Origin of the sequence: Mycobacterium gastri, assembly GCF_002102175.1 — a bacterium.
GTDB lineage: Bacteria > Actinomycetota > Actinomycetes > Mycobacteriales > Mycobacteriaceae > Mycobacterium > Mycobacterium gastri.
Genome location: NZ_LQOX01000106.1, coordinates 23,024 through 42,699, shown reverse-complemented (window position 1 = coordinate 42,699; position 19,676 = coordinate 23,024). Strand labels below are relative to the sequence as shown.

18 protein-coding genes and 3 pseudogenes are annotated in these 19,676 nt (G+C 67.3%); 7 read left to right on the top strand and 14 right to left on the bottom strand.

The genetic code is table 11. The annotated features are described in order from the left end of the window. Positions 1-51 precede the first annotated feature (51 nt). From AWC07_RS12360 to AWC07_RS12350, 3 genes are read right to left on the bottom strand one after another with little or no spacing between them, the layout of a single operon-like run. A complete protein-coding gene (locus tag AWC07_RS12360) occupies positions 52-1,338 on the bottom strand; it encodes an ArsB/NhaD family transporter (RefSeq protein WP_036412198.1) in 1,287 nt (428 codons plus the stop codon). A gap of 33 nt (positions 1,339-1,371) precedes the next feature. Beyond that, positions 1,372-2,661: an ArsB/NhaD family transporter gene (locus AWC07_RS12355; RefSeq protein ID WP_036412200.1), complete on the bottom strand. Its 1,290-nt coding sequence runs from the start codon at positions 2,659-2,661 to the stop codon at positions 1,372-1,374. 37 nt (positions 2,662-2,698) lie between these two features. Continuing rightward, the gene (locus AWC07_RS12350; protein WP_036412221.1) at positions 2,699-3,142 is read right to left on the bottom strand and encodes a CBS domain-containing protein; all 444 of its coding nucleotides are present in this window, start codon (positions 3,140-3,142) and stop codon (positions 2,699-2,701) included. A gap of 182 nt (positions 3,143-3,324) precedes the next feature. Here AWC07_RS12350 and dxs point away from each other — a divergent pair, with 182 nt between their 5' ends. Continuing rightward, positions 3,325-5,289, top strand: coding sequence for a 1-deoxy-D-xylulose-5-phosphate synthase (dxs, locus tag AWC07_RS12345; protein WP_051507925.1), 1,965 nt, complete (start codon positions 3,325-3,327; stop codon positions 5,287-5,289). Here dxs and AWC07_RS12340 read toward each other — a convergent pair. The 5 genes and pseudogenes from AWC07_RS12340 to AWC07_RS26850 form a co-directional block, all read right to left on the bottom strand. Continuing rightward, the gene (locus tag AWC07_RS12340) at positions 5,286-6,587 is read right to left on the bottom strand and encodes an HRDC domain-containing protein (RefSeq protein WP_036412202.1); all 1,302 of its coding nucleotides are present in this window, start codon (positions 6,585-6,587) and stop codon (positions 5,286-5,288) included. The two genes, dxs and AWC07_RS12340, sit on opposite strands and share 4 nt — an antisense overlap. 1 nt (position 6,588) lies before the next feature. Beyond that, positions 6,589-7,229: pseudogene (locus AWC07_RS12335) on the bottom strand (DUF3000 domain-containing protein). Positions 7,230-7,286: 57 nt separating this feature from the next. Continuing rightward, the gene (locus AWC07_RS12330) at positions 7,287-8,108 is read right to left on the bottom strand and encodes an enoyl-CoA hydratase/isomerase family protein (RefSeq protein ID WP_036412205.1); all 822 of its coding nucleotides are present in this window, start codon (positions 8,106-8,108) and stop codon (positions 7,287-7,289) included. A gap of 9 nt (positions 8,109-8,117) precedes the next feature. Next, positions 8,118-8,435: pseudogene (locus AWC07_RS26855) on the bottom strand (GMC family oxidoreductase); the annotation flags it as partial. 3 nt (positions 8,436-8,438) lie between these two features. Further along, a pseudogene (locus AWC07_RS26850) lies at positions 8,439-8,681 on the bottom strand (hypothetical protein); the annotation flags it as partial. A 90-nt stretch (positions 8,682-8,771) separates the two neighbouring features. Here AWC07_RS26850 and hemE point away from each other — a divergent pair. The 4 genes from hemE to AWC07_RS12305 all read left to right on the top strand — a co-directional run bounded on the left by hemE (position 8,772) and on the right by AWC07_RS12305 (position 12,764). Continuing rightward, positions 8,772-9,833 carry a uroporphyrinogen decarboxylase gene (gene hemE / locus AWC07_RS12320; RefSeq protein ID WP_036412207.1) on the top strand — a complete coding sequence of 354 codons (1,062 nt, stop codon included), beginning with the start codon at positions 8,772-8,774 and terminating at the stop codon, positions 9,831-9,833. Further along, a complete protein-coding gene (locus AWC07_RS12315) occupies positions 9,830-11,179 on the top strand; it encodes a protoporphyrinogen oxidase (protein ID WP_036412208.1) in 1,350 nt (449 codons plus the stop codon). Before hemE ends, AWC07_RS12315 begins: the two co-directional genes overlap by 4 nt. A gap of 43 nt (positions 11,180-11,222) precedes the next feature. Then, positions 11,223-11,930 carry a hydrogen peroxide-dependent heme synthase gene (gene hemQ, locus AWC07_RS12310; RefSeq protein WP_036412209.1) on the top strand — a complete coding sequence of 236 codons (708 nt, stop codon included), beginning with the start codon at positions 11,223-11,225 and terminating at the stop codon, positions 11,928-11,930. An 84-nt stretch (positions 11,931-12,014) separates the two neighbouring features. Beyond that, entirely contained in the window at positions 12,015-12,764 is a 750-nt protein-coding gene (locus AWC07_RS12305; RefSeq protein ID WP_036412210.1) for a class I SAM-dependent methyltransferase, read from the top strand. A gap of 89 nt (positions 12,765-12,853) precedes the next feature. On the opposite strand, the gene msrB is transcribed toward AWC07_RS12305, so the two are convergent. From msrB to AWC07_RS12285, 4 genes are read right to left on the bottom strand one after another with little or no spacing between them, the layout of a single operon-like run. Continuing rightward, a complete protein-coding gene (gene msrB, locus AWC07_RS12300) occupies positions 12,854-13,261 on the bottom strand; it encodes a peptide-methionine (R)-S-oxide reductase MsrB (RefSeq protein ID WP_036412213.1) in 408 nt (135 codons plus the stop codon). Positions 13,262-13,320: 59 nt separating this feature from the next. Next, entirely contained in the window at positions 13,321-14,622 is a 1,302-nt protein-coding gene (aftC, locus tag AWC07_RS12295; protein WP_036412225.1) for an arabinofuranan 3-O-arabinosyltransferase, read from the bottom strand. Positions 14,623-14,645: 23 nt separating this feature from the next. After that, complete coding sequence (locus AWC07_RS12290) at positions 14,646-16,214, bottom strand: alpha/beta hydrolase (protein ID WP_036412214.1); 1,569 nt, start codon at positions 16,212-16,214, stop codon at positions 14,646-14,648. Positions 16,215-16,230: 16 nt separating this feature from the next. Beyond that, positions 16,231-17,025, bottom strand: coding sequence for a pyrimidine reductase family protein (locus AWC07_RS12285; protein ID WP_085105089.1), 795 nt, complete (start codon positions 17,023-17,025; stop codon positions 16,231-16,233). Here AWC07_RS12285 and zapE point away from each other — a divergent pair. Further along, a complete protein-coding gene (gene zapE / locus AWC07_RS12280) occupies positions 17,024-18,097 on the top strand; it encodes a cell division protein ZapE (protein WP_036413909.1) in 1,074 nt (357 codons plus the stop codon). The genes AWC07_RS12285 and zapE overlap by 2 nt on opposite strands. Here the strand turns inward: zapE and AWC07_RS12275 are convergent. Beyond that, on the bottom strand, positions 18,015-18,674 hold the full coding sequence (locus AWC07_RS12275; RefSeq protein WP_084293542.1) for a GNAT family N-acetyltransferase: 660 nt from the start codon (positions 18,672-18,674) through the stop codon (positions 18,015-18,017). The genes zapE and AWC07_RS12275 overlap by 83 nt on opposite strands. Further along, a complete protein-coding gene (locus AWC07_RS12270; protein WP_036413918.1) occupies positions 18,595-19,113 on the bottom strand; it encodes a hypothetical protein in 519 nt (172 codons plus the stop codon). The genes AWC07_RS12275 and AWC07_RS12270 overlap by 80 nt, the downstream gene beginning before the upstream one ends. Before the next feature lie 216 nt (positions 19,114-19,329). Here AWC07_RS12270 and AWC07_RS26845 point away from each other — a divergent pair, with 216 nt between their 5' ends. Next, a complete protein-coding gene (locus AWC07_RS26845; protein WP_036413912.1) occupies positions 19,330-19,659 on the top strand; it encodes a DUF732 domain-containing protein in 330 nt (109 codons plus the stop codon). Positions 19,660-19,676 lie beyond the last annotated feature (17 nt).

The window sequence follows — 19,676 nt, the reverse complement described above, 5'->3', positions numbered from 1 at the left end:
GCAGTCTCGACGCCACCAGTACAGTCTCAGCTGGCGCTCACTGGCCCGCGGCTATCCCAGCAGGAAATAGCGCAGCCACAAGTAGATCGCCGATAACGCGATCGAAACCGCAGTGACCACAATGCCTTTGCGGGTGAACTCCCAGAACGAGATGGGAGTGCCTGCGCGCCGGGCGATTCCGAGCATGACGACGTTGGCGCTGGCTCCGACCGCGGTCAGGTTGCCGCCGAGGTCGGCGCCCAGAGCCAGCGCCCACCACAGCGTGTTGGGGTGGACGTGACCCGGCATGGCTGCGACCAACTCGGTGACGATCGGTGTCATCGTGGCCACATACGGAATGTTGTCGATGATGCCCGACACCGGCGCCGAGGCGCCCAGGATCAAAAACACCGTGAGTGTTTCGTTGCCGCTGGTCAATTCGGTCGCGGCCCGCGCCATTTTATCGACGACGCCCGTCTTCACCAGAGCCCCGACCATGACGAACAACCCCGCGAAGAACAGCAGGGTGTCCCACTCGACGCTGGACAGGTAATCCGAGCGTCCCAGTCCCGAAATCACCACCAGGACGCCGGCCCCCAGCAACGCCACCACCGACGGCTGGATGTGCAGCACCGGATGGGCGACGAACGCCGCGAACACCAGCAGCAGCACCGCGCCGCACTTGACCAGCAGCCTGGTATCGCGGATGGCTTCCCGTTCGTCCAGCGACATGACGTCGGCGACGCGGTCGGCCTCGACCGCGATGGAGCCGAACAGCACCGGCAGCAGGGCGACGAACACGACGAGCACGATCAGCACGATCGGCGCCATGTGGATCAGGAAGTCGTTGAACGTCAATCCCGCTCGGCTGGCGATGATGATGTTGGGCGGATCGCCGACCAATGTCGCCGCGCCGCCGATGTTGGCCGCGAAGACCTCGGCCATCAGAAACGGCGACGCGTTGATCGCCAGCCGGTCACACACCAGCAGCGTGACCGGCGCGATCAACAACACCGTGGTGACGTTGTCCAACATGGCCGACCCGAACGCCATGACCAGCACCAGCAGGATCATGATCCGGCGCGGGGAACCCTTCGCGCGTTTGACCGCCCAGATAGCCACGTATTCGAAGACACCGGTCTGGCGCAGCACGCCGACGATGATCATCATTCCCAGCAGCAGAAAGATGACGTCCCAATCGATCCCGGTCTCGGACGAATAGAACGCGTCGTGGGAGCCGACGACCCGAACCGCGAGCATGACCCCCGCTCCCGCCAGCGCCACCAGGGTCTTGCTGACGCGGTCGCTGGCGATCAGCGCGTAGGCGACCACGAATACCGTGATGGCGATGACGCTCATCGGCTGTCCTCCATCGTTCCCGCTACGATTCGGTCATCCCAACACGAAGTAGCGCACCCAGAGGTATAGCGCTGCCAGCGCCAGCGACATGGTCGTCACCACAATGCCTTTGCGGGTGAACTCCCAAAACGAGATGGAATTGTCGGCCCTGTTGGCGATGCCCAGGATGACGACGTTGGCGCTGGCGCCGATGGCGGTGAGGTTGCCGCCGAAGTCGGTGCCGAGGGCCAGGGCCCACCACAGCACGTCCGGGTTTCCCCGGTCGACGAGCGCCGGTGTCAGCTCGGCGACGATCGGTGTCATGGTCGCGGCATAGGGAACGTTGTTGACGACCCCGCTGATCACCAACGATGCGGCCAGGATCACCATCGTGGCCGACAAGGTGCTGCCGCCGGTCGCGGTGACCGCCAACTCCGCCAGCTGCTTGACGACACCCGTCTTCACCAGGGCGCCGACCATGATGAACAGGCCGGCGAAGAACAACAGCGTGTCCCATTCGACGCTGGACAGATAATCGGACTGCTGCAACCGGGAGACGACGACCAGGATCCCGGCGCCGACCAGCGCCACCATGGACGGCCTCATATGCAGTGGCTCGTTGGCGATGAACGCCGCGAACACCGCGGCCAGGACCACACCACACTTGATCAGTAGCCCGTGATCGCGGATGGCCTCCTTTTCCTCCAGCGACATGACATCGGCAACCCGGTCCGGGTCGGCGGCGAAGGCACCGGGAAACAGCCGCGGCAGCATCAGGGTGAAGACCGCGACCACGATCACGACGATCGGGGCCAAATGGATCAGAAAGTCGTTGAAGCTCAGGCCTCCCCGGCTGGCGATCACGATGTTGGGTGGATCGCCGACCAAGGTCGCCGTGCCGCCGAGGTTGGACGCGAGCGCTTCGGCGATCAGATACGGGGCGGCGTTGATCGCCAGCCGGTCGCACACCAGCAGCGTCACGGGGGCGATCAGCAACACCGTGGTGACGTTGTCCAGCAAGGCCGAAGCGATCGCGGTGACCAATACCAGCAGGATCATGATCCGCAGTGGCGACCCGCGGGCCCGCTTGGCCGCCCAGATCGACACGTACTCGAACACCCCGGTCTGGCGCAGCACCCCGACGATGATCATCATGCCCAACAGCAAAAAGATGACGTCCCAATCGATTCCGGTCTCGTGGGAATAGAAGACGTCCTGGGAGTTGATTATCGGCAGCGCGACCACGAGTGCTGCGCCCGTCAGCGCCACCAGCGTCTTGTTGACGCGTTCGCTGGCGATCAGTGCGTAGGCAACCACAAAGACCGCGAGCGCGAACACGCTCATCGGATAGATGCCTGTGCCGTCGCCGAATCGGGTGCGATCAACGCTGCAGCGCCGCTGCTAGGAGGCGCGATGCGGTGATCACCCCGTGCAACTTGCCGTCTTTGACCACCGCGAGCAACGGGCTGCGTAGCCGGGCCATGATCGCGGCCACCTCGATGATGGTGTCGTCGGCATTGACCGGCGGAACTTCGGCCAGGTGGTCGGGCAACACATCGCGAACGGTCTTGCCGCTCAACTTTTCGGCGCAGCGGTCGGCCGTTGATTCGTTGAGCACGCCGGCCAGCGAAGGATCGTCTTGGACATAGCGGGGTACCAGGAATCGCACCACTTGGGAGGCCGGCAAGACCGCGTAGGGCGTGCCCGACGGCTTGGTGACCAGCAGCCCGGGCAGGCCGTGCTCGGCCAGCAGGCGAGCCGCGTCTAGCGCGTTGGAATTGATGTCGATAACCGGAAAATCTTCGGCGATGTCCTCGGCCCGCATAGGGCGACGATACGTCGCTTTCGTGGTCGCGGTCAGCTCTGCTGTGGCCATGGTGTTCTTTCGCGTCGTCGGACATTGCTGGTACCACTCGACACCGACCAGGCTTCCCGGCTCACCGGTCACTGACGTTATCAAGGGCGCTCACGAGGGCTAAATGGGCCCTTGCTGCGTACACTGGCGAGATGCTGCAACAGATCCGTGGGCCCGCCGATCTGCAGCACCTTTCCCAGGCCCAGCTACGGGAGCTGGCCCAGGAAATCCGCGAGTTTCTGATCCACAAGGTTGCCGCGACCGGGGGACACCTCGGGCCGAACCTGGGGGTCGTGGAACTGACGCTGGCGCTGCATCGGGTGTTCGATTCGCCACACGACCCGATCATTTTCGACACGGGTCACCAGGCCTACGTCCACAAGATGCTGACCGGACGCGCCCAGGATTTCGAAAGCCTGCGCAAGAAGGGCGGGCTGTCGGGGTATCCGTGCCGCGCCGAAAGCGAACACGACTGGGTGGAGTCCAGCCATGCCAGCGCGGCGTTGTCGTATGCCGACGGCCTGGCCAAGGCGTTCGAGTTGACCGGGCACCGCAATCGGCACGTGGTCGCCGTGGTGGGCGACGGCGCGCTTACGGGCGGTATGTGCTGGGAGGCGCTGAACAATATCGCCGGGTCGCACCGGCCGGTGATCATCGTGGTCAACGACAACGGCCGCAGCTACGCCCCGACCATCGGCGGCGTCGCCGATCATCTCGCCACGCTGCGCCTACAGCCGGCCTATGAGCAGATGCTGGAGAAGGGCCGCGACGTGGTGCGGGCGGTGCCGCTGGTCGGTGAGGTCTGCTACCACTTCCTGCACAGCGTCAAAGCCGGCATCAAAGACTCCCTGTCACCGCAGCTGATGTTCACCGACCTCGGGCTGAAGTACGTGGGCCCGGTCGACGGGCACGACGAACGGGCGGTGGAGGTCGCGTTGCGCAAGGCCCGCGGATTCGGCCGCCCGGTGATCGTGCATGTCGTCACCCGCAAGGGCATGGGCTATGCCCCCGCCGAAGCCGACGAGGCCGAGCAGATGCACTCCACGGTCCCGATCAACCCGGTCACCGGACAGGCCACCAAGACGGCCGGCCCGGGCTGGACGGCGACCTTTTCCGACGCGCTGATCAGCTACGGCCGGCAACGCCGCGACATCGTTGCCATTACCGCGGCAATGCCCGGTCCGACCGGGCTGACGGCATTCGGGCAACGCTTTCCGGACCGGTTGTTCGACGTCGGCATCGCCGAGCAGCACGCGATCACGTCGGCCGCCGGGCTGGCGATGGGCGGGATGCACCCCGTGGTCGCGATCTATTCGACGTTCCTGAACCGCGCTTTCGACCAGATCATGATGGACGTGGCGCTGCACAAGCTGCCGGTCACCATGGTGCTGGACCGTGCCGGCGTCACCGGTTCGGACGGCCCCAGCCACAACGGGATGTGGGACTTGTCGATGCTGAACATCGTGCCCGGCATCCGGGTGGCCGCACCCCGCGACGCCACCCGGCTGCGCGAGGAACTCGGTGAGGCGCTCGACATCAGTGATGGGCCGACGGCCTTGCGGTTCCCGAAAGGCGATGTGGGCGAAGACATTCCGACTCTCGAGCGGCGGGCGGGTGTCGACGTGCTCGCGGTACCGGCCGACGGCCTGAACCACGATGTGCTGCTGGTGGCGGTAGGCCCGCTGGCCTCGATGGCATTGGCGGTGGCCAAGCGGCTACATACTCAGGGCATCGGGGTGACGGTGATCGACCCGCGTTGGGTGCTGCCGGTATCCGACGGTGTTCGCGAGCTGGCCGGGCAGCACAAGCTGCTGGTCACGCTGGAGGACAACGGGGTCAACGGCGGCATCGGCTCGGCGGTGTCGGCCGCGTTGCGGCGCACGGAGGTCGACGTGCCGTGCCGTGACGTCGGGCTGCCGCAGGAGTTCTTCGATCACGCCTCACGGGGTGAGGTGCTGTCCGCTCTGGGGCTGACCGACCAGGACGTGGCCCGCCGCATCACCGGTTGGGTCGCCGCGCTGGGTACATCCGACGCGGGCGACGAATCGGGCCGGTTTGGCCCGACCGGTTCCGGGACCCTCGGGCCGGCGTCCGAGATCAGCGAGCATCTCGACTAGCTGCCGTTGCTCGAGGGTTCGGCATTGGCTCGGGCCACCGCCGCGGCCAGCACCGGCACCACCAGCCGGCGCTGCCACGCCCGCGCGTGGCCGGCCCGGAGGAACTCGTCGATCGTGTCCGCGGCGCCCTCCCGGGGACCGGCCCATTCCCAGCACAGCCGTCGCACCAACTCGGGTGAGACCAGGTTTTCCGTCGGTACCCGCACCCGCTGCGACAGTTCTGCCAGCGCCGCCCGCACCGCCTCCAACCGGGCGGCCGCATCGGGTTTCCGCCTGCTCCACCGCGCCGGCAGTGGCGGCCCATTGGACGACTCGGTCACCTCCGGCGGATGCTGGTTTTCCCGTGCCTCGTGCAGCGCCGCCAGCCACATCGCGGCATTGCGACGCTGGTTGCGGCCGCCGAACACCGGCAAAGCAACCAGGTCCTCGACCGATCTCGGGTCGGCGAGGGCCGCGTCGATGATGGCCGAGTCCGGCAGGATCCGGCGCGGCGCGATGTCACGCAGCTGGGCAATCCGGTCGCGGGCCAGCCACAGCTCGCGAACCGCGGCCAACTCCCGACGGTCGCGCACCTTGTGGATGCCGGAGGTGCGGCGCCAGCGGTCTGGCCGCGCCGACGTCGGGGCCGACCGCGACTCGTATGTCCGCAGATGCTCGAATTCCTCAGCGGCCCAACCGGTTTTGCCTTGTTCGGTCAGCACCTGCGCGATCGCCGCGCGCAGTTCGATGAGCAGCTCGACGTCCAGGGCGGCGTAGTTCAGCCAGGCCGGCGGCAGCGGACGCTTGGACCAGTCGGCCGCACCGTGGCCCTTGGCCAGCCCCATCCCCAGCAGCCGCTCGACCATGGTCGCCAGGTTCACCCGATCGAACCCGGCCAGGCGTCCGGCCAGTTCGGTGTCATAGAGCGCCACGGGCCGCATGCCGACCTCGGCCAGACACGGCAGGTCCTGATCGGCGGAGTGCAGAATCCACTCGTCTTCCCTGAGCACCTCGGCGACCGGCGCCAGCACGGTCGGCGGGTCGCCGCCGTGGCTGACCGGGTCGATCAGCACGGTGCCGGCGCCGGCCCGCCGGATCTGGATCAGATAGGCCCGGTTGGAGTAGCGAAAGCCCGACGCCCGCTCGGCGTCCACCGCAAAGGGCCCGTGGCCGCGGTCCAAGACTTCCGCCGCCGCCTCGATCTGGCCGACGGTCACGGACAGATCCGGTACACCGTGCGCCGGGCGCAGTAGCGGTGTCGGGCGGGGTGCCGTGCTGCCCGACGGTTCGGTCTCCGCGGGAGACGGGTCGGGGCACATGTCAGGCGCGTGACCGGGAGCTCAGGTCGATGACCCCGGTTGGGGGTAGGCCCGCGGCATGCTCGAGAACATCGCAGAACGCCTCGACGTGGCTGCCCACCTCGGGCGTGGTCGCCGTCCAGGATGCCCGCAGCTCGAGCTGATGGGCGCGCGGCGGTCCGGAGATATCGCCGTATCGCACCGATGTGGTGGCGGTGACGGTGCCGCCGAGGGCGGTCATGTGCTCGGTGCGCGACTCCAGCGCCTCCACCAGCCAACTCCACGCCACCTCGGGTAGCAACGGATCGATGGCTTCCTGTGAGTCCAGGTCGGCCTGGATGTAGGCGACCAGGCGAATGGTGCCGTCCCAGGCGTCGGAGCCCTCCGGGTCGTAGAGCAGGATGAGCCGGCCGAACGCGTCACCTTCGGACCGCTCGGGGACGATGTCGAGCTCTGGGTGTTTGACCTCGGCGCCCAGCGCGTAGCTGTAGGGCGCCAGCCGCTGCGGCGGACGGATGGGACCGAGCTCGATCTCCGGGCGCACGGTGACAGCATTCATGGCCGCCACCGCCTCGCGGAAGGGGGCCGGTTCGGCTGCGGTCACGAGCGTCGCTCCTGCTCGTCGCGTCGCTGCGCTTCGCATCGTCGTCGGCGCGGGGTCACAAAATCCGACGGTAGACCTAACGTCCGACACGCGCAGACAGGCGCGCCGAATCACGCTCAGCCGCCGGATCCGGCGCCAAATCGGGCCGGGCGTTTCTCGCGATGCGCGGCCAATCCTTCGCCCACGTCGGGGCCGCTGAACCCGAGGAATTCCAGGCCGAGCGACGTTTCGAAGGTTGGCCCGAACATGCGGTACCAGTGATTGAGGCTGTGTTTGGTCCAGCGGATCGCGTGTTGAGCGCCCTGCGCCAGATTCCCGGCAAGGCGTGTCGCGGTGGCAAGCACGTCGTCGTCGTCGACGCACGTCGAGACCAGCCCGATGCGCTCGGCTTCCTCGCCGGACAGCGGCTCACAGGTGAGCAGGTAGTACTTGGCCTTGGCCATGCCGACCAGTAGTGGCCAGCAGATCGCGGCGTGGTCGCCGGCGGCCACGCCGAGCTTGGTGTGGCCGTCGATGATCTTGGCGGTCCGGCCCGCGACCGAGATGTCGGCCAGCAGGGCCACCACCAGACCCGCGCCGACGGCCGGGCCGCGGATCGCCGAAACCACCGGCTTATCGAGGTTGACCAGGTTGAACACCAGGTCGCGGGCCTCGCGCATGATGCGGACCCGGTCTTCGAAGTCGCCCATGGTCTGGTCGATCAGGTCGAAACTGCCGCCGGAGGAAAACGCTCTGCCTTCACCGCGCACCAGCACCACCCGCACGGCCGGATCGCGGTCGATCACCGGCCAGATGTCGGCCAGGTCGCGGTGCATTTGCGGCCCAACCGAATTCAGGCCGGGGGAGTCCAGAACCAGGTTCAGCACGCCGTTATCGGTGTGTTCTATTCGCAGACTTGGGAACTCGTCGTAGTCGACTGGCGGGTGGCGCACTGGCATACCAGGATGTTACGCACGGGCTGATCGGCTGCCGACCAGGGCGTCTGCCCGCACGTCACCGCGCACGATCCGCTCGGCCAGCCGCGATGCGAGCGCCATGATGGTCAGCGCCGGGTTGGCGCTGCCCTGCGTCGGGCACACCGAGCCGTCGGCGATGAACAGGTTGGGCACCGCCCAGGTTCGCTGGTCGGAGTTGACGACGCTGGTCTGCGGGTCGCTGCCCATCCGGGCACCGCCGATGAGGTGGGCGAAGCGCTGGATGGTCAGCACGTCCTGCGCACCGGCGGCGTGCCGGATGTTGGTGATCACCTGGGTGGAGTACTTCAGTGGAACCCCGGTGACCACCACCGGCGGGGTGACGACGATCGGGCTCCACATCCATTTGTTGCCGAAGCTCGCGCGATAGTGCTCGAAGTAGACCTCCGCGGTGGTCACCAGCGCCGCAAACGCCGTCAAATCCGATAGGGACCGCTCGAACCGGCCGTGGGCGACGTTGCGCAACACCCGATCGACGAAATACTCCGCCTCCTCGACCAAATGCCCGCCACGTGCCGAACCGCGAGTCAGCAACATGAACCCGTATTGGGCAGTACCCGCCCAACCCTGAGGGCACACCTGCCATACGGGCCCGTCATGGCAGCATTGAGCCCAGTGAATACTCCTGTGCGTACCCGCCGCGAGCTCCCGCACTCGCCCTATTTGGCCGCGGTGGCCGGTCGCAAACCCAGCCGAGTGCCGGTGTGGTTCATGCGCCAGGCCGGCCGTTCGCTGCCCGAGTACCGGGCCCTGCGCGAACGGCACAGCATGCTGGACGCCTGCCTGGAGCCGGAAGTGGCCTGCGAGATCACCCTGCAGCCGGTACGGCGCTACGGTGTGGACGCGGCGATCCTGTTCTCCGACATTGTGGTGCCGCTGCGGGCGGCCGGCGTGGAACTGGATATCGTCGCCGACGTCGGACCGGTGATCACTCACCCGGTGCGCACCGCCGCCGATATCGACCGCATCAAACCCCTTGACCCACAAGCGATTCAGCCGGTGCTCCAGACGGTTAAGCTGTTGGTCGCGGCGCTGGGCGACGTCGCGCTGATCGGTTTCGCCGGTGCGCCGTTCACGCTGGCTTCCTACCTGATCGAGGGCGGACCCAGCCGCCATTACGTCCGCACCAAGGCGATGATGCTGGCCGAGCCGGCGAGCTGGCATGCGCTGATGAGCAAGCTGACCGACCTCACCATCGCGTTCCTGCGCGGACAGATCGACTCCGGCGTGGACGCCATTCAGGTGTTCGACTCCTGGGCGGGAATGCTGTCGCTGGCCGACTACCGCCAATACGTGCTGCCACACAGCGCGCGGGTGTTCGGCACGCTGGCCGAATACGGTGTGCCGATGACGCATTTCGGGGTCGGCACCGCCGAGCTGCTGGGTGCCATGTCGGAGGCCCTCAAACCGGGATCGGCGAGCGTCGTCGGCGTCGACTGGCGGACCGCGCTGGCCGATGCGGCCGCCAGGGTGCAGCCGGGCACGGCGCTGCAGGGCAATCTCGATCCGGTGGTGCTGCTGGCGGGCTGGCCGGTGGTGGAACGCGCCGCCCGCGCCGTCGTCGACGACGGACGCCGGGCCGTCGACGCGGGAGCGGCCGGACATGTCTTCAACCTCGGCCACGGCGTCCTGCCGCAGACCGATCCGGGGGTACTGACCGAACTGGTCTCGCTGGTCCATTCGCTATGAGTCAGCGCTCGTATTGTGTTGTGGGCGGTGGTATTTCAGGTTTGACAGCGGCCTATCGGTTGCGGGTTGCCGGCGGTGACGACGCGACTATCACGCTGTTCGATCCCGGTGACCGGCTGGGCGGGATATTGCGCACCGAGCGAGTCGGCGGACAACCCATGGATGTGGGTGCCGAGGCGTTCGTGCTGCGCCGGCCCGAGATGCCGGCGCTGCTGGCCGAGCTCGGCCTGGCCGGCCGGCAACGGGCCACCACCGGTGCCCGGCCGCTGATCTACAGCCAACAGGAGTTGCACGCCCTGCCGTCGGCCACGGTGGCGGGAATCCCGTCGTCGGCGTCGTCGCTGGCCGGCCTCGTCGACGACGCCACGATGGCGCGCATCGAGGATGAGCCCGGTCGACGGTTCAGCTGGCGTCCGGGTCGCGATCCCGCGGTGGCCGAGTTGGTGGCCGACCGGTTCGGCGAGCAGACGGTGGCCCGGTCGGTGGACCCATTGCTGTGCGGGGTGTATGCGGGCTCGGCGGCGACGATCGGGTTGCGCGCCGCGGTCCCCGGCGTGGCGGCGGCGCTCGATCGCGGCGCCGCCAGCTTGACCGACGCGGTTCGGCAGGCGTTGCCGCCTGCCGGCGATGGACCGGTATTCGGTGCGCTCGACGGTGGCTACCGGGTGCTGGTCGACGAGCTGGTCGCCCGTAGCCGACCGAACTGGGTGCGCGCCGGCGTGGTTGACATCGGCCGAAGTGGTCATGGCTGGGAGTTGCACGACGACACCGGAGATCGTTGGCATGCCGATGCGGTGATCCTGGCCATCCCGGCCCCGCGCCTGGTGCTATTGGTCGACGAAATTGCGCCGCGTAGCGCCGCGGCCGCCCGCCGGATCACAAGTGCCTCGTCGGCGGTGGTGGCGCTCGCGGTGCCGCTCGACACCCCGTTTCCACAGTGTTCCGGTGTGCTGGTAGCCAGCGGTGAGCGGTTGCGGGCCAAGGCGATCACGCTGTCGTCACGCAAGTGGGGCTCGCACGGGGACACGCAGCTGCTACGGCTGTCGTTCGGCCGCTTCGGCGACGACCTGGCCGAGCGCGCGTCCGACGAGGAGCTATTGGCCTGGGCGCTCGACGACCTGGCCACGGTGTTCGGCGTGACCGTGCATCCGATCGAATATCGCGTGCAGCGCTGGATCGAGGCGATGCCGCAGTACGGGCCGGGTCACGCGGATCTGGTGGCCGAGGTGCGTGCCGGCCTGCCGTCGGGGTTGGCCGTCGCGGGCAGCTATCTCGACGGGATCGGGGTGCCGGCCTGTGTGGCCGCCGCGGGCCGGGCGGTCACCGGCATCGTCGAGGCCTTGTGAGACCCCGAGCAGGCCCGGCCGCGTAAGTGGCACGATAGGTGCCATGGCACGCCTCGACGCGAAACTGGACTATGCAGCCTTGAACGCGACCATCCGCTACCTGATGTTTTCGGTATTCGCGGTGCGGCCCGGCGAGCTCGGCGAGCAGCGCGACGCCGTGGCGGATGACGCTGCAATGTTCTTCAAGCAGCAGGAGGAACGCGGCGTCGTGGTGCGCGGCCTCTACGACGTGGCGGGCCTGCGGGCCGACGCCGATTTCATGATCTGGACCCACGCCGAGCGGGTGGAAGCGCTGCAGGCCACCTATGCCGACTTCCGGCGCACCACCGTTCTGGGGCGGGCCTGTTCGCCGGTGTGGAGCAGCGTGGGCCTGCACCGGCCGGCGGAGTTCAACAAGAGTCACATTCCGGCGTTTCTGGCCGGTGAGGAGCCGGGCGCCTACATCTGCGTGTATCCGTTCGTGCGGTCCTACGAGTGGTATCTGCTGCCCGACGAGGAGCGTCGCCGCATGCTCGCCGAGCACGGGATGGCCGCCCGCGGATACAAGGACGTGCGGGCCAACACCGTGCCGGCGTTCGCGCTGGGCGACTACGAATGGATCCTGGCGTTCGAGGCCCCGGAGTTGGACCGCATCGTCGACCTGATGCGCGACCTGCGGGCCACCGACGCCCGGCGGCACACCCGCGCCGAGACACCGTTTTTCAGCGGGCCGCGGGTGCCGTTGGAGCAGCTGGTGGGATCACTGCCATGACGGAACCTGACCCGAGCCGGCGACGATGCAAAGCGAAGCGATGAGGTGGGGGTACCGCCCGCTTGCGGGGGGAGAGCGGCGCTCATGACTGAGCCGGACCCTGCTGACCCCACCCGCTTCGAGGAGATGTATCGCGACGACCGCGTCGCGCACGGCCTTCCGGCGGCCACCCCGTGGGACATCGGCGGCCCGCAGCCGGTGGTCCAGCAGCTCGTCGCCCTGGGCGCGATCAAGGGGGAGGTGCTCGACCCGGGTACCGGGCCGGGCCACCATGCGATCTACTACGCCGCCAAGGGTCTCTCGGCGACCGGGATCGACGGGTCGGTGGCCGCCATCGAGCGTGCCCGGGATAACGCGCGCAAGGCCGGCGTGTCGGTGGATTTCCGGGTGGCCGACGCCACCACGTTGGAAGGGCTGGACGGCCGGTTCGACACCGTCGTCGACTGCGCGTTCTATCACACCTTTAGCACCGCCCCGGAGCTACGGCAGTCCTACGTGCAGGCGCTGCACCGGGCGACCAAACCGGGTGCGCGGCTGTACATGTTCGAGTTCGGTGAGCATGACGTCAACGGCTTCAGCATGCCGCGGTCGTTGTCGGAGAACGACTTTCGTGACGTGCTACCGGTCGGCGGCTGGGAGATCACCTACCTGGGGCCGACGACCTATCAGATCAATCTGAGCGTCGAATCGATCGAAATGATGGCCGCGCGAAATCCCGACATGGTCGATGAGGTGCGGCCCATGCTGGAACGGTTCCGGGCGATGGAACCATGGCTCGTTGGCGGCCGGGTACACGCTCCGTTCTGGGAAGTGCACGCCACTCGGGTGGACTAGGGCATGCCGCTGACGGCAGATCCGCCGAAACTGAAATTCTGCAGCGAAAGTGCGAGTAAGGGCCTGCAAAATTACCGGCTCGGCGAAAGCTAGTCCGTCGGGACCAGGCGCAGCGAGATCGAGTTGATGCAGTAACGCTGATCCGTGGGCGTCGGATAACCCTCACCGGCGAACACATGGCCCAGGTGGCTGTGGCAGTTCGCGCAGAGCACCTCGGTGCGCGTCATCCCCAGCGAGTGGTCGGGACGCAGGATGACCGCTTCGGAGCTCGCCGGGTCGAAGAACGACGGCCAGCCGCAATGCGACTCGAATTTCTCTGTGCTGCGGAACAATTCGGCACCGCAGGCCCGGCACTGGTAGATGCCCTCGGTTTTGGTGTCGGTGTACTCGCCGGTGAAGGGTCGCTCGGTGCCGGCCCGGCGCAGGACGTCGAATTCCTGCTGGGTCAGCCTCTGGCGCCACTGGTCGTCGGTCAGTTCCAACTTGGGACGCGTCATGCCTTCACGCTAGCCCCAATGGCGGCGACCGCCAGCGCCCGGCTCCGCCGCGCTTGCGATCACCGCACGCGCTCCCGCTCGGCCGTTAGCCATGCCGGATCGATACCACCGTCCAGCCGGTTTTCGGCCTTGGCGTCGGAGTAGCGGAAGTAGAGCACGGTGAACGTCACGATCAACAGCAGCGACCAGCCGTAGGTGATCTTCAGGTATTCGAGGGCGCGGCCCCAGCGCATCCAGTTGAACAGCAGCCAGCGGTCCAGCGTCATGAACCCGTAGATGCCCAGCCACGCCGGCCAGTTGCGGATCACCGAATTGGGCAGCACCACCGTCATCAAGAACGGGAACAGCATCATCGAGTAGTAGCCCTGGGCCAGCGACATCACCAGCCACGACCACAGCAGCAGCACGCCCGATGACGTGGTGAACCAGAACAGCGGATCGCGGGTGCGGTAGTAGCGGTACAGCAGCCACAGCGCACCGACCGCGAGTGCGGTGAACAGCAGCCGCAGGAACACGATCAACCACGTCGGCAGGCCGAAGTACACGCCGTTGCCCTGGATCGAGCTGTTGAAGTAGTCGCGGGTGCCCAGGATGTAGGGCAGTGTGCGGGTGAAGAAGTCCATCGGGTGGCTGACCAGCGGCAGCGCGGCCAGGTTGGCGACGACGGGAACCACGATGGCGGCCACCACCGCCCGCCACTGGCGGTTCAGCAGCGGCAGCAACAGCAACGGACCCAGCAGCGGTTTGAGGACCAGCGTCAGCCCGATGGCCACCCCGGCCCACCACTGACGGCTGACTCTGCCGTCGAGCAGCCACCGCAGAAATAGCACTTCCAGCAGCAGGATGCAGCCGTTGATGTTGGTGAACACCAGGGTGTTGGTCACCGTCTCGGTGGCGAACATGGCCAACAACAGGGCGGGCGCGGCCACCGAGGACAGCGTGAAGTTGAACATCCGCAGCAACAGGTACGCCGCGGCCAGGATGGCCACCGTATTGATGGAGATGAACAGGTAGCGCGACGGCGCGAACGGCAGATACCCGAACGGCGCCATCAGCAGCGTGCCGCCCGGCGGGTAGAGGTAATGCGGGTCGACGTAGTCGAAGTGCTCGTTGTAGATGTCCCAGCCATGCCGGAAGTTCAGCACCGCGCGGTAGACGGGCTTGAAGTCGTCGGTGATATTGCCGTTGGTGGTCAACACGATGCTGCGGTGCAGCACCGACAGAATGGCTGCCGGCCAGAGCGCCGCCCGCACGATCGACGCCGTACTCGGGGCGCCGGTGCGGGGGCGGAATGCGGCCAGCATCGATTCGCGGAGGCGGGTTCGAGTGGAGTCAGCTGCCGTCACCAGCGCACCGTACACCGGGGGCACCCAGTCGGCAGGTGTCAGGCGGGACAGTAGGTGTCGGTGCCGGGCAGCTTGCCGTCGTTGAGATAACCGACCAGCGGCGGCACCGCGCAGGAGGAATAGATGCTGGCACCGTGGCCGATGCCTTGCCACATCACCCGCTTGCTCGCGGCGTTGGCGTTGATGACGGTGGCCGCCGTCTGCGCAACCCCGTCGATGCCGACGATCGGGTCGTCCTGCACCCCCATCAGCAAGACGTCGACCTTGAGCTCCTTCGGCATTTGCGGCGTCGAACCAGTGGGCCAGTGCACGCATTTGACCAGATTGAGCGCGGCGACCGTGCCGAACTGGGGATAGAGCTTGGCCCAGGCAACCACCAGTTCGCGTACCCGGTCCGGGGTCGGGCGGTTGACCGCGTCGCTGCACGAATTGACGAATTGGCCGTCGGTGTCCTGAAGGCCATCGGCGCGATTGATCAGGTTGGACAGCTGATTCATGTCACCGGCGCGGGCGGCCGCCAATGCGTTGGCCAGCGTGGTGGTGGTGCTGATGCGGTCGCCGGTCGGAAAGCCCAGCGTGGTGGTGATCGCGTTGACGATCGATGCGACCGAGGCCCCGGGCCCCTTGAGGGAGCGAGCCGTGTTCAGCAGCGCGGTGACGGCGCCTTTTGGATCCGGGCCCAGCGCGCAGTTGATCGCGACGCACTGCGCCGCGAACGCGTCCAACGCCGCCTGCTGGCCTTTGACCTGTTGCTCGGCCTTGGCCTCGGCGCTGACACCCAAAGCGACCGGGGAGTCGAGGATCAGCCTGGCCACTTTGTCCGGGCGCGAGCCGGCATAGGTGAGAGCCACCTGGGCGCCGTTGCCGATGCCGACCAGCGCCAGTGCGGGCACATCCCACAGATTGCGCAGTCGCTCGAGGTCGGAGGCGGCGTGTCCGTTGTCGTAGGCGGAATCGGCGGGTGCGATGACGTCGGTGCAGCTGGTGGTGGCCTCGTTCGAGATTGCCGAGAGGTTGGCCACCGGGTCGTCGCCGGTCTGGAACTGCGATTGATCGCGCATCTCGTCGCGTTGGAAGTGGTCTCGGCAATCAATCGGACTCGACATGCCCATGCCACGGCGGTCGACGGCGACGATCGGGTGACTGCGCAGGATGTCGGCGCCCGCATGCGACAACCAGACCGGCAACTGCGTCGACGACGGCAGATCCGAACCGGTGGTGAAAACCAGCGGTCCCGCGTCACGCGGGGTTTGGCCCGAGCGGGCGCGGACCACGCCGATGCTGACCGACCCGGACCCGCCGTTGACCGGGTCGAGGTCCGAGTCGAAGGTGGCGCACTCCAGCTTGATGCCCGGCGCGGCGGGGATGGCCGCGTTCCCGTAGACCTGAGACGTGCAGTCGCGCCAGGACAGATCGTTCTTGGGAGCGGCGATCGGTGGCGGGCCGCTAGGGGGTGGTGTGGTGGTGGCGACGCCCTGCGGTTTGGCACCGCTATAGGTGGCAAAGCGCGGGTTGGCGCCGAGGACTGGGACGCAGCCGGTCAGCACCGTCGTCACCGAGCAGGCCATCGAGACCAGGACTGTTGCGGAGGTGATGCGCCGACTCATGCCGACCACAGTAACGTCAGGCTTTGACGTAGCGGGTGTACAGATAACCGGCGTCGTCGGTGAGCACGTGTGCGCAGCGCATTCGGGTCTGCAGCTGCCCCGGTCCGGTGGCAATGCGCCGGGCCAGACCGCCGACCACGAACGGTGCGATCGTCAGGCACAGTTCGTCGAGCAAGCCGCGCTCGATGAACGATCCGAGCAGTATCGGCCCGCCCTCGGTGAGGATGCGGCGCAGACCGCGCTCGGCAAGCCGGTCCAGCAGCACTGCTTCGTCGACCTTGGCGGGATCGGTATCAGAGCAGTCGACCACCTCGGCGAGGCCGGTCAGGCGCCGTCGCGTCTCGTCGGCCACCGCCGTGGCGGTGAGGACCAGGGGTGGCACCTCGGTGCGGGTGAACACGCCCAGATCGCGGGCGAGGTGACCGGACTTGGTGACGATCGCCAGTCGCGGGACCTCGCTTTGGCCGCGCTGCTGTCGCTGGCGGCGTGCTGCGACACCGAGCTGAGCGCCGGAGTAGCCCTCCACGCGCACCGTGCCCGCGCCCACCACGATGACGTCCGCCAGTTCACGCAGCAGCAGGAACACCGCCCGGTCGCCCGGCCCGGCGAGCCCGCCGCTGGTGCCGGCGATGGTGGCGCCGCCGTCGACGCTGCTGATGAAATTGGCCCGCACCCAGATGCGGTTCGCGTCGGCCGGGTAGCCGTAGAGCTCGGGTAGGTCGGCTTCGTCGAGTGTGCGGTCGGATCCGAGCAGCGTCAGGCGGATGCCGGTGGATCGGCCGGCGGCCGGGCCGGCCGCGAAGTCGGGCATGAATGTGATTGCAGCACGCCGCTACAGTGCCAGCATGTACGGGTCCACACCTGTGGGAGCCGGCGCCCGGGTGGGCCGCCTGGTGGATCGGCATCCCTCGGTGTCTCCGGAACGGCTGATCGCCCAGCTGCGGCCGCCGCCCACCTTCGCCGAGGTGAGCTTTGCGACGTATCGGCCCGATCCCGCCGAGCCGACTCAGGCTGCCGCCGTGACGGCCTGTCAGGACTTCTGCCGCCACGCCGTCGAGCGGCGGGCCGGGCGCAAGAAGCTGTTCGGCAAGCCAGCGGTGCTGCCCGGGGTCGGGCTATACCTGGACGGCGGGTTCGGGGTGGGCAAGACCCATCTGCTGGCGTCGTCGTACTACCAACTGCCGGGGGAGCGCCCCAAGGCGTTCGCGACTTTCGGGGAGTTGACCCAGCTGGCCGGCGTGTTCGGTTTCGCCGAATGCATCGACCTGCTGGCGCACTACACCGCGGTGTGCATCGACGAGTTCGAGCTGGACGACCCGGGTAACACCACGCTGATCTCGCGGATGCTCTCCGCGCTGGTCGAACGCGGTGTGTCGGTGGCCGCCACGTCCAACACGCTGCCCGAGCAACTGGGCGAGGGCCGCTTTGCCGCCCAGGACTTCCTACGCGAGATTCACACGCTGGCAAGCATTTTCACCACGGTACGGATCGAGGGTCCGGACTACCGTCATAGGGATCTGCCGCCGGCGCCGCCGCCGTTATCGGATGCGGACGTCGCCGCGCGGGCCGACGCTGTCCGGGGAGCGACCCTTGACGACTTCGACGCCCTTTGTGCGCACCTGGCCACTATGCATCCGTCGCGCTATCTGACGTTGATCGAGGGGGTGACGGCGGTGTTCTTGACCGGCGTGCACGGCATCGACGACCAAAATGTCGCCCTGCGGCTGGTTGCGCTCACCGATCGCCTCTATGACGCCGGCATCCCGGTGGTGGGCTCCGGGGCGAAGCTGGACACCATCTTCAGCGAGGAGATGCTGGCTGGTGGCTACCGAAAGAAGTATCTGCGGGCCACGTCACGCCTGTTGGCGCTGACTGCCCGGTGACGGGCCGGGTCATGACGTAGTCGTGCTCCTGGTGATTGCCCAGCTGAAACATCCTGGCGCCGCTGACCATAAAGCCATTCTTGAGGTAAAAGCGTTGGGCGCGAACATTTTTCCGGTTCACGCCCAGCCACACCCGGTGAACGCCCCACGCGGCGGCCGTCGACAGCGCGGCATTCATCAACGACGAGGACACGCCCTTGCCGTGAAAGTCGGCTATTACGTAGAGCTTTGACAACTCGGCGCAGTCATCACTGTCGATACCGCGAACGAGCATGGCGTAACCGACAATTCGGCATCGGTCGCGGGCGGCCAGAATGGCACGTCCCGGATCGGTCAGATACTCGGCGAACCGGGTCGCCGACAGGTTTGCGTCGATGAAGGACGCGATGTGCTCCGGGGCCACCGACGGCGGACAGGCCAGCGGAAAGGTCTGTGCGGCAACGGCGGCCAACTCGGCCGCGTCAGCGGAATCCGTCGTGGTGATGTGAACGCTCAGGTCACAGGTTCCACTGGGCGAGGTGCTGGCCGGTTTTTCTGTCCAGCAGGACGACAACGGAGACCGGGTCACGGTAGGCATCCCAATAGACTCCGCCGCGGACGATCGCACCCTGCGGGGCGTTGCCCAGCGCGGCGTCCAGCCAATCGGGCGCGTCGCAGGGCCGCGGCTTGTACGCGTCGGCGAACGGCGTGACGCCGTCGAAGCTGAAGTTGGTGGCCATGATGTAGGAATTGGGCACCCGGACCGCGCGGACCGTCACGTCGGCTCGGTTGACCGAGCTGCCGGGGAAGCTCTTCACCGGGACGCCGCTGCGCGTGTAGCCGAAGCCGGGCGGTGGGTCGACGGGTTCCACGCTGCTGACGGTCACGTCGGCGACATAGGTGCCGGTGTCCACCCGCAGCGTGTCACCGATGTGGCCGATGGGTGCGTCGCCGGCCCACGCGCGGGGAGCGGCCGGCGCCAGAACACCCGCTGCGGCGATGAGGAAGGTGGAAAGGATGACCAGCCAGCGCTGCATCGGTGCCTCCTCGGCTCCCTGTTCGGGGACCTTCGCATGATCGCACATGCCGTAACGGGTAGGGGAGGGGTCGCCCGTCGCTGGCCTTGCCGGGCCTGCTGGCACCGGCCAGCGGGATGCGACACGAGGTCTGGGCCCGCGAAATCATGCAAAGTTCACCTGCCGTTCGCCGCGCGACGTGCATGCTCTCGGTGGCTTTGGGACAATCCGGAGGTCATGAGACTCCTACTGGTGCTGGCCGGCGTTGCCGCCGTCATCGGCTTGGCAGCACCTGCGCGCGCCGATGACAAACAAGATCAAGCATTCCTGGTCGCACTGGGAGCTGCTGACATCACCTATCAGAACGCCGGCGCCACGATCGCCACCGGCAAGAAGGTGTGCGATATGGCTAAGGAGGGTAAGTCGGCGATCGAGGTCGTCACATACCTTCAAGACCTCAGCCCGAAGCTGACGCGGCCCAACGCTGCCAGATTCACCGCGATCGCGGCGGGAGTCTACTGTCCCGACCAACTGCCCGGTGGCAGCAAACCCGACAGCGGCGGCTGAACGTCTGCGACTGTCGC

Bases quoted from the DNA above. Each gene is read 5' to 3' on its own strand.
- AWC07_RS12360 (WP_036412198.1), bottom strand. From the start codon at position 1,338: ATGAGCGTCATCGCCATCACGGTATTCGTGGTCGCCTACGCGCTGATC.
- AWC07_RS12305 (WP_036412210.1), top strand. From the start codon at position 12,015: ATGACTGAGCCGGACCCTGCTGACCCCACCCGCTTCGAGGAGATGTAT.
- AWC07_RS12315 (WP_036412208.1), top strand. From the start codon at position 9,830: ATGAGTCAGCGCTCGTATTGTGTTGTGGGCGGTGGTATTTCAGGTTTG.
- hemQ (WP_036412209.1), top strand. From the start codon at position 11,223: ATGGCACGCCTCGACGCGAAACTGGACTATGCAGCCTTGAACGCGACC.
- AWC07_RS12285 (WP_085105089.1), bottom strand. From the start codon at position 17,025: ATGCCCGACTTCGCGGCCGGCCCGGCCGCCGGCCGATCCACCGGCATC.
- AWC07_RS26845 (WP_036413912.1), top strand. From the start codon at position 19,330: ATGAGACTCCTACTGGTGCTGGCCGGCGTTGCCGCCGTCATCGGCTTG.
- AWC07_RS12330 (WP_036412205.1), bottom strand. From the start codon at position 8,108: ATGCCAGTGCGCCACCCGCCAGTCGACTACGACGAGTTCCCAAGTCTG.
- zapE (WP_036413909.1), top strand. From the start codon at position 17,024: ATGAATGTGATTGCAGCACGCCGCTACAGTGCCAGCATGTACGGGTCC.
- AWC07_RS12355 (WP_036412200.1), bottom strand. From the start codon at position 2,661: ATGAGCGTGTTCGCGCTCGCGGTCTTTGTGGTTGCCTACGCACTGATC.
- dxs (WP_051507925.1), top strand. From the start codon at position 3,325: ATGCTGCAACAGATCCGTGGGCCCGCCGATCTGCAGCACCTTTCCCAG.
- msrB (WP_036412213.1), bottom strand. From the start codon at position 13,261: ATGACGCGTCCCAAGTTGGAACTGACCGACGACCAGTGGCGCCAGAGG.
- AWC07_RS12350 (WP_036412221.1), bottom strand. From the start codon at position 3,142: ATGCGGGCCGAGGACATCGCCGAAGATTTTCCGGTTATCGACATCAAT.
- AWC07_RS12275 (WP_084293542.1), bottom strand. From the start codon at position 18,674: ATGCCTACCGTGACCCGGTCTCCGTTGTCGTCCTGCTGGACAGAAAAA.
- AWC07_RS12270 (WP_036413918.1), bottom strand. From the start codon at position 19,113: ATGCAGCGCTGGCTGGTCATCCTTTCCACCTTCCTCATCGCCGCAGCG.
- AWC07_RS12290 (WP_036412214.1), bottom strand. From the start codon at position 16,214: ATGAGTCGGCGCATCACCTCCGCAACAGTCCTGGTCTCGATGGCCTGC.
- AWC07_RS12340 (WP_036412202.1), bottom strand. From the start codon at position 6,587: ATGTGCCCCGACCCGTCTCCCGCGGAGACCGAACCGTCGGGCAGCACG.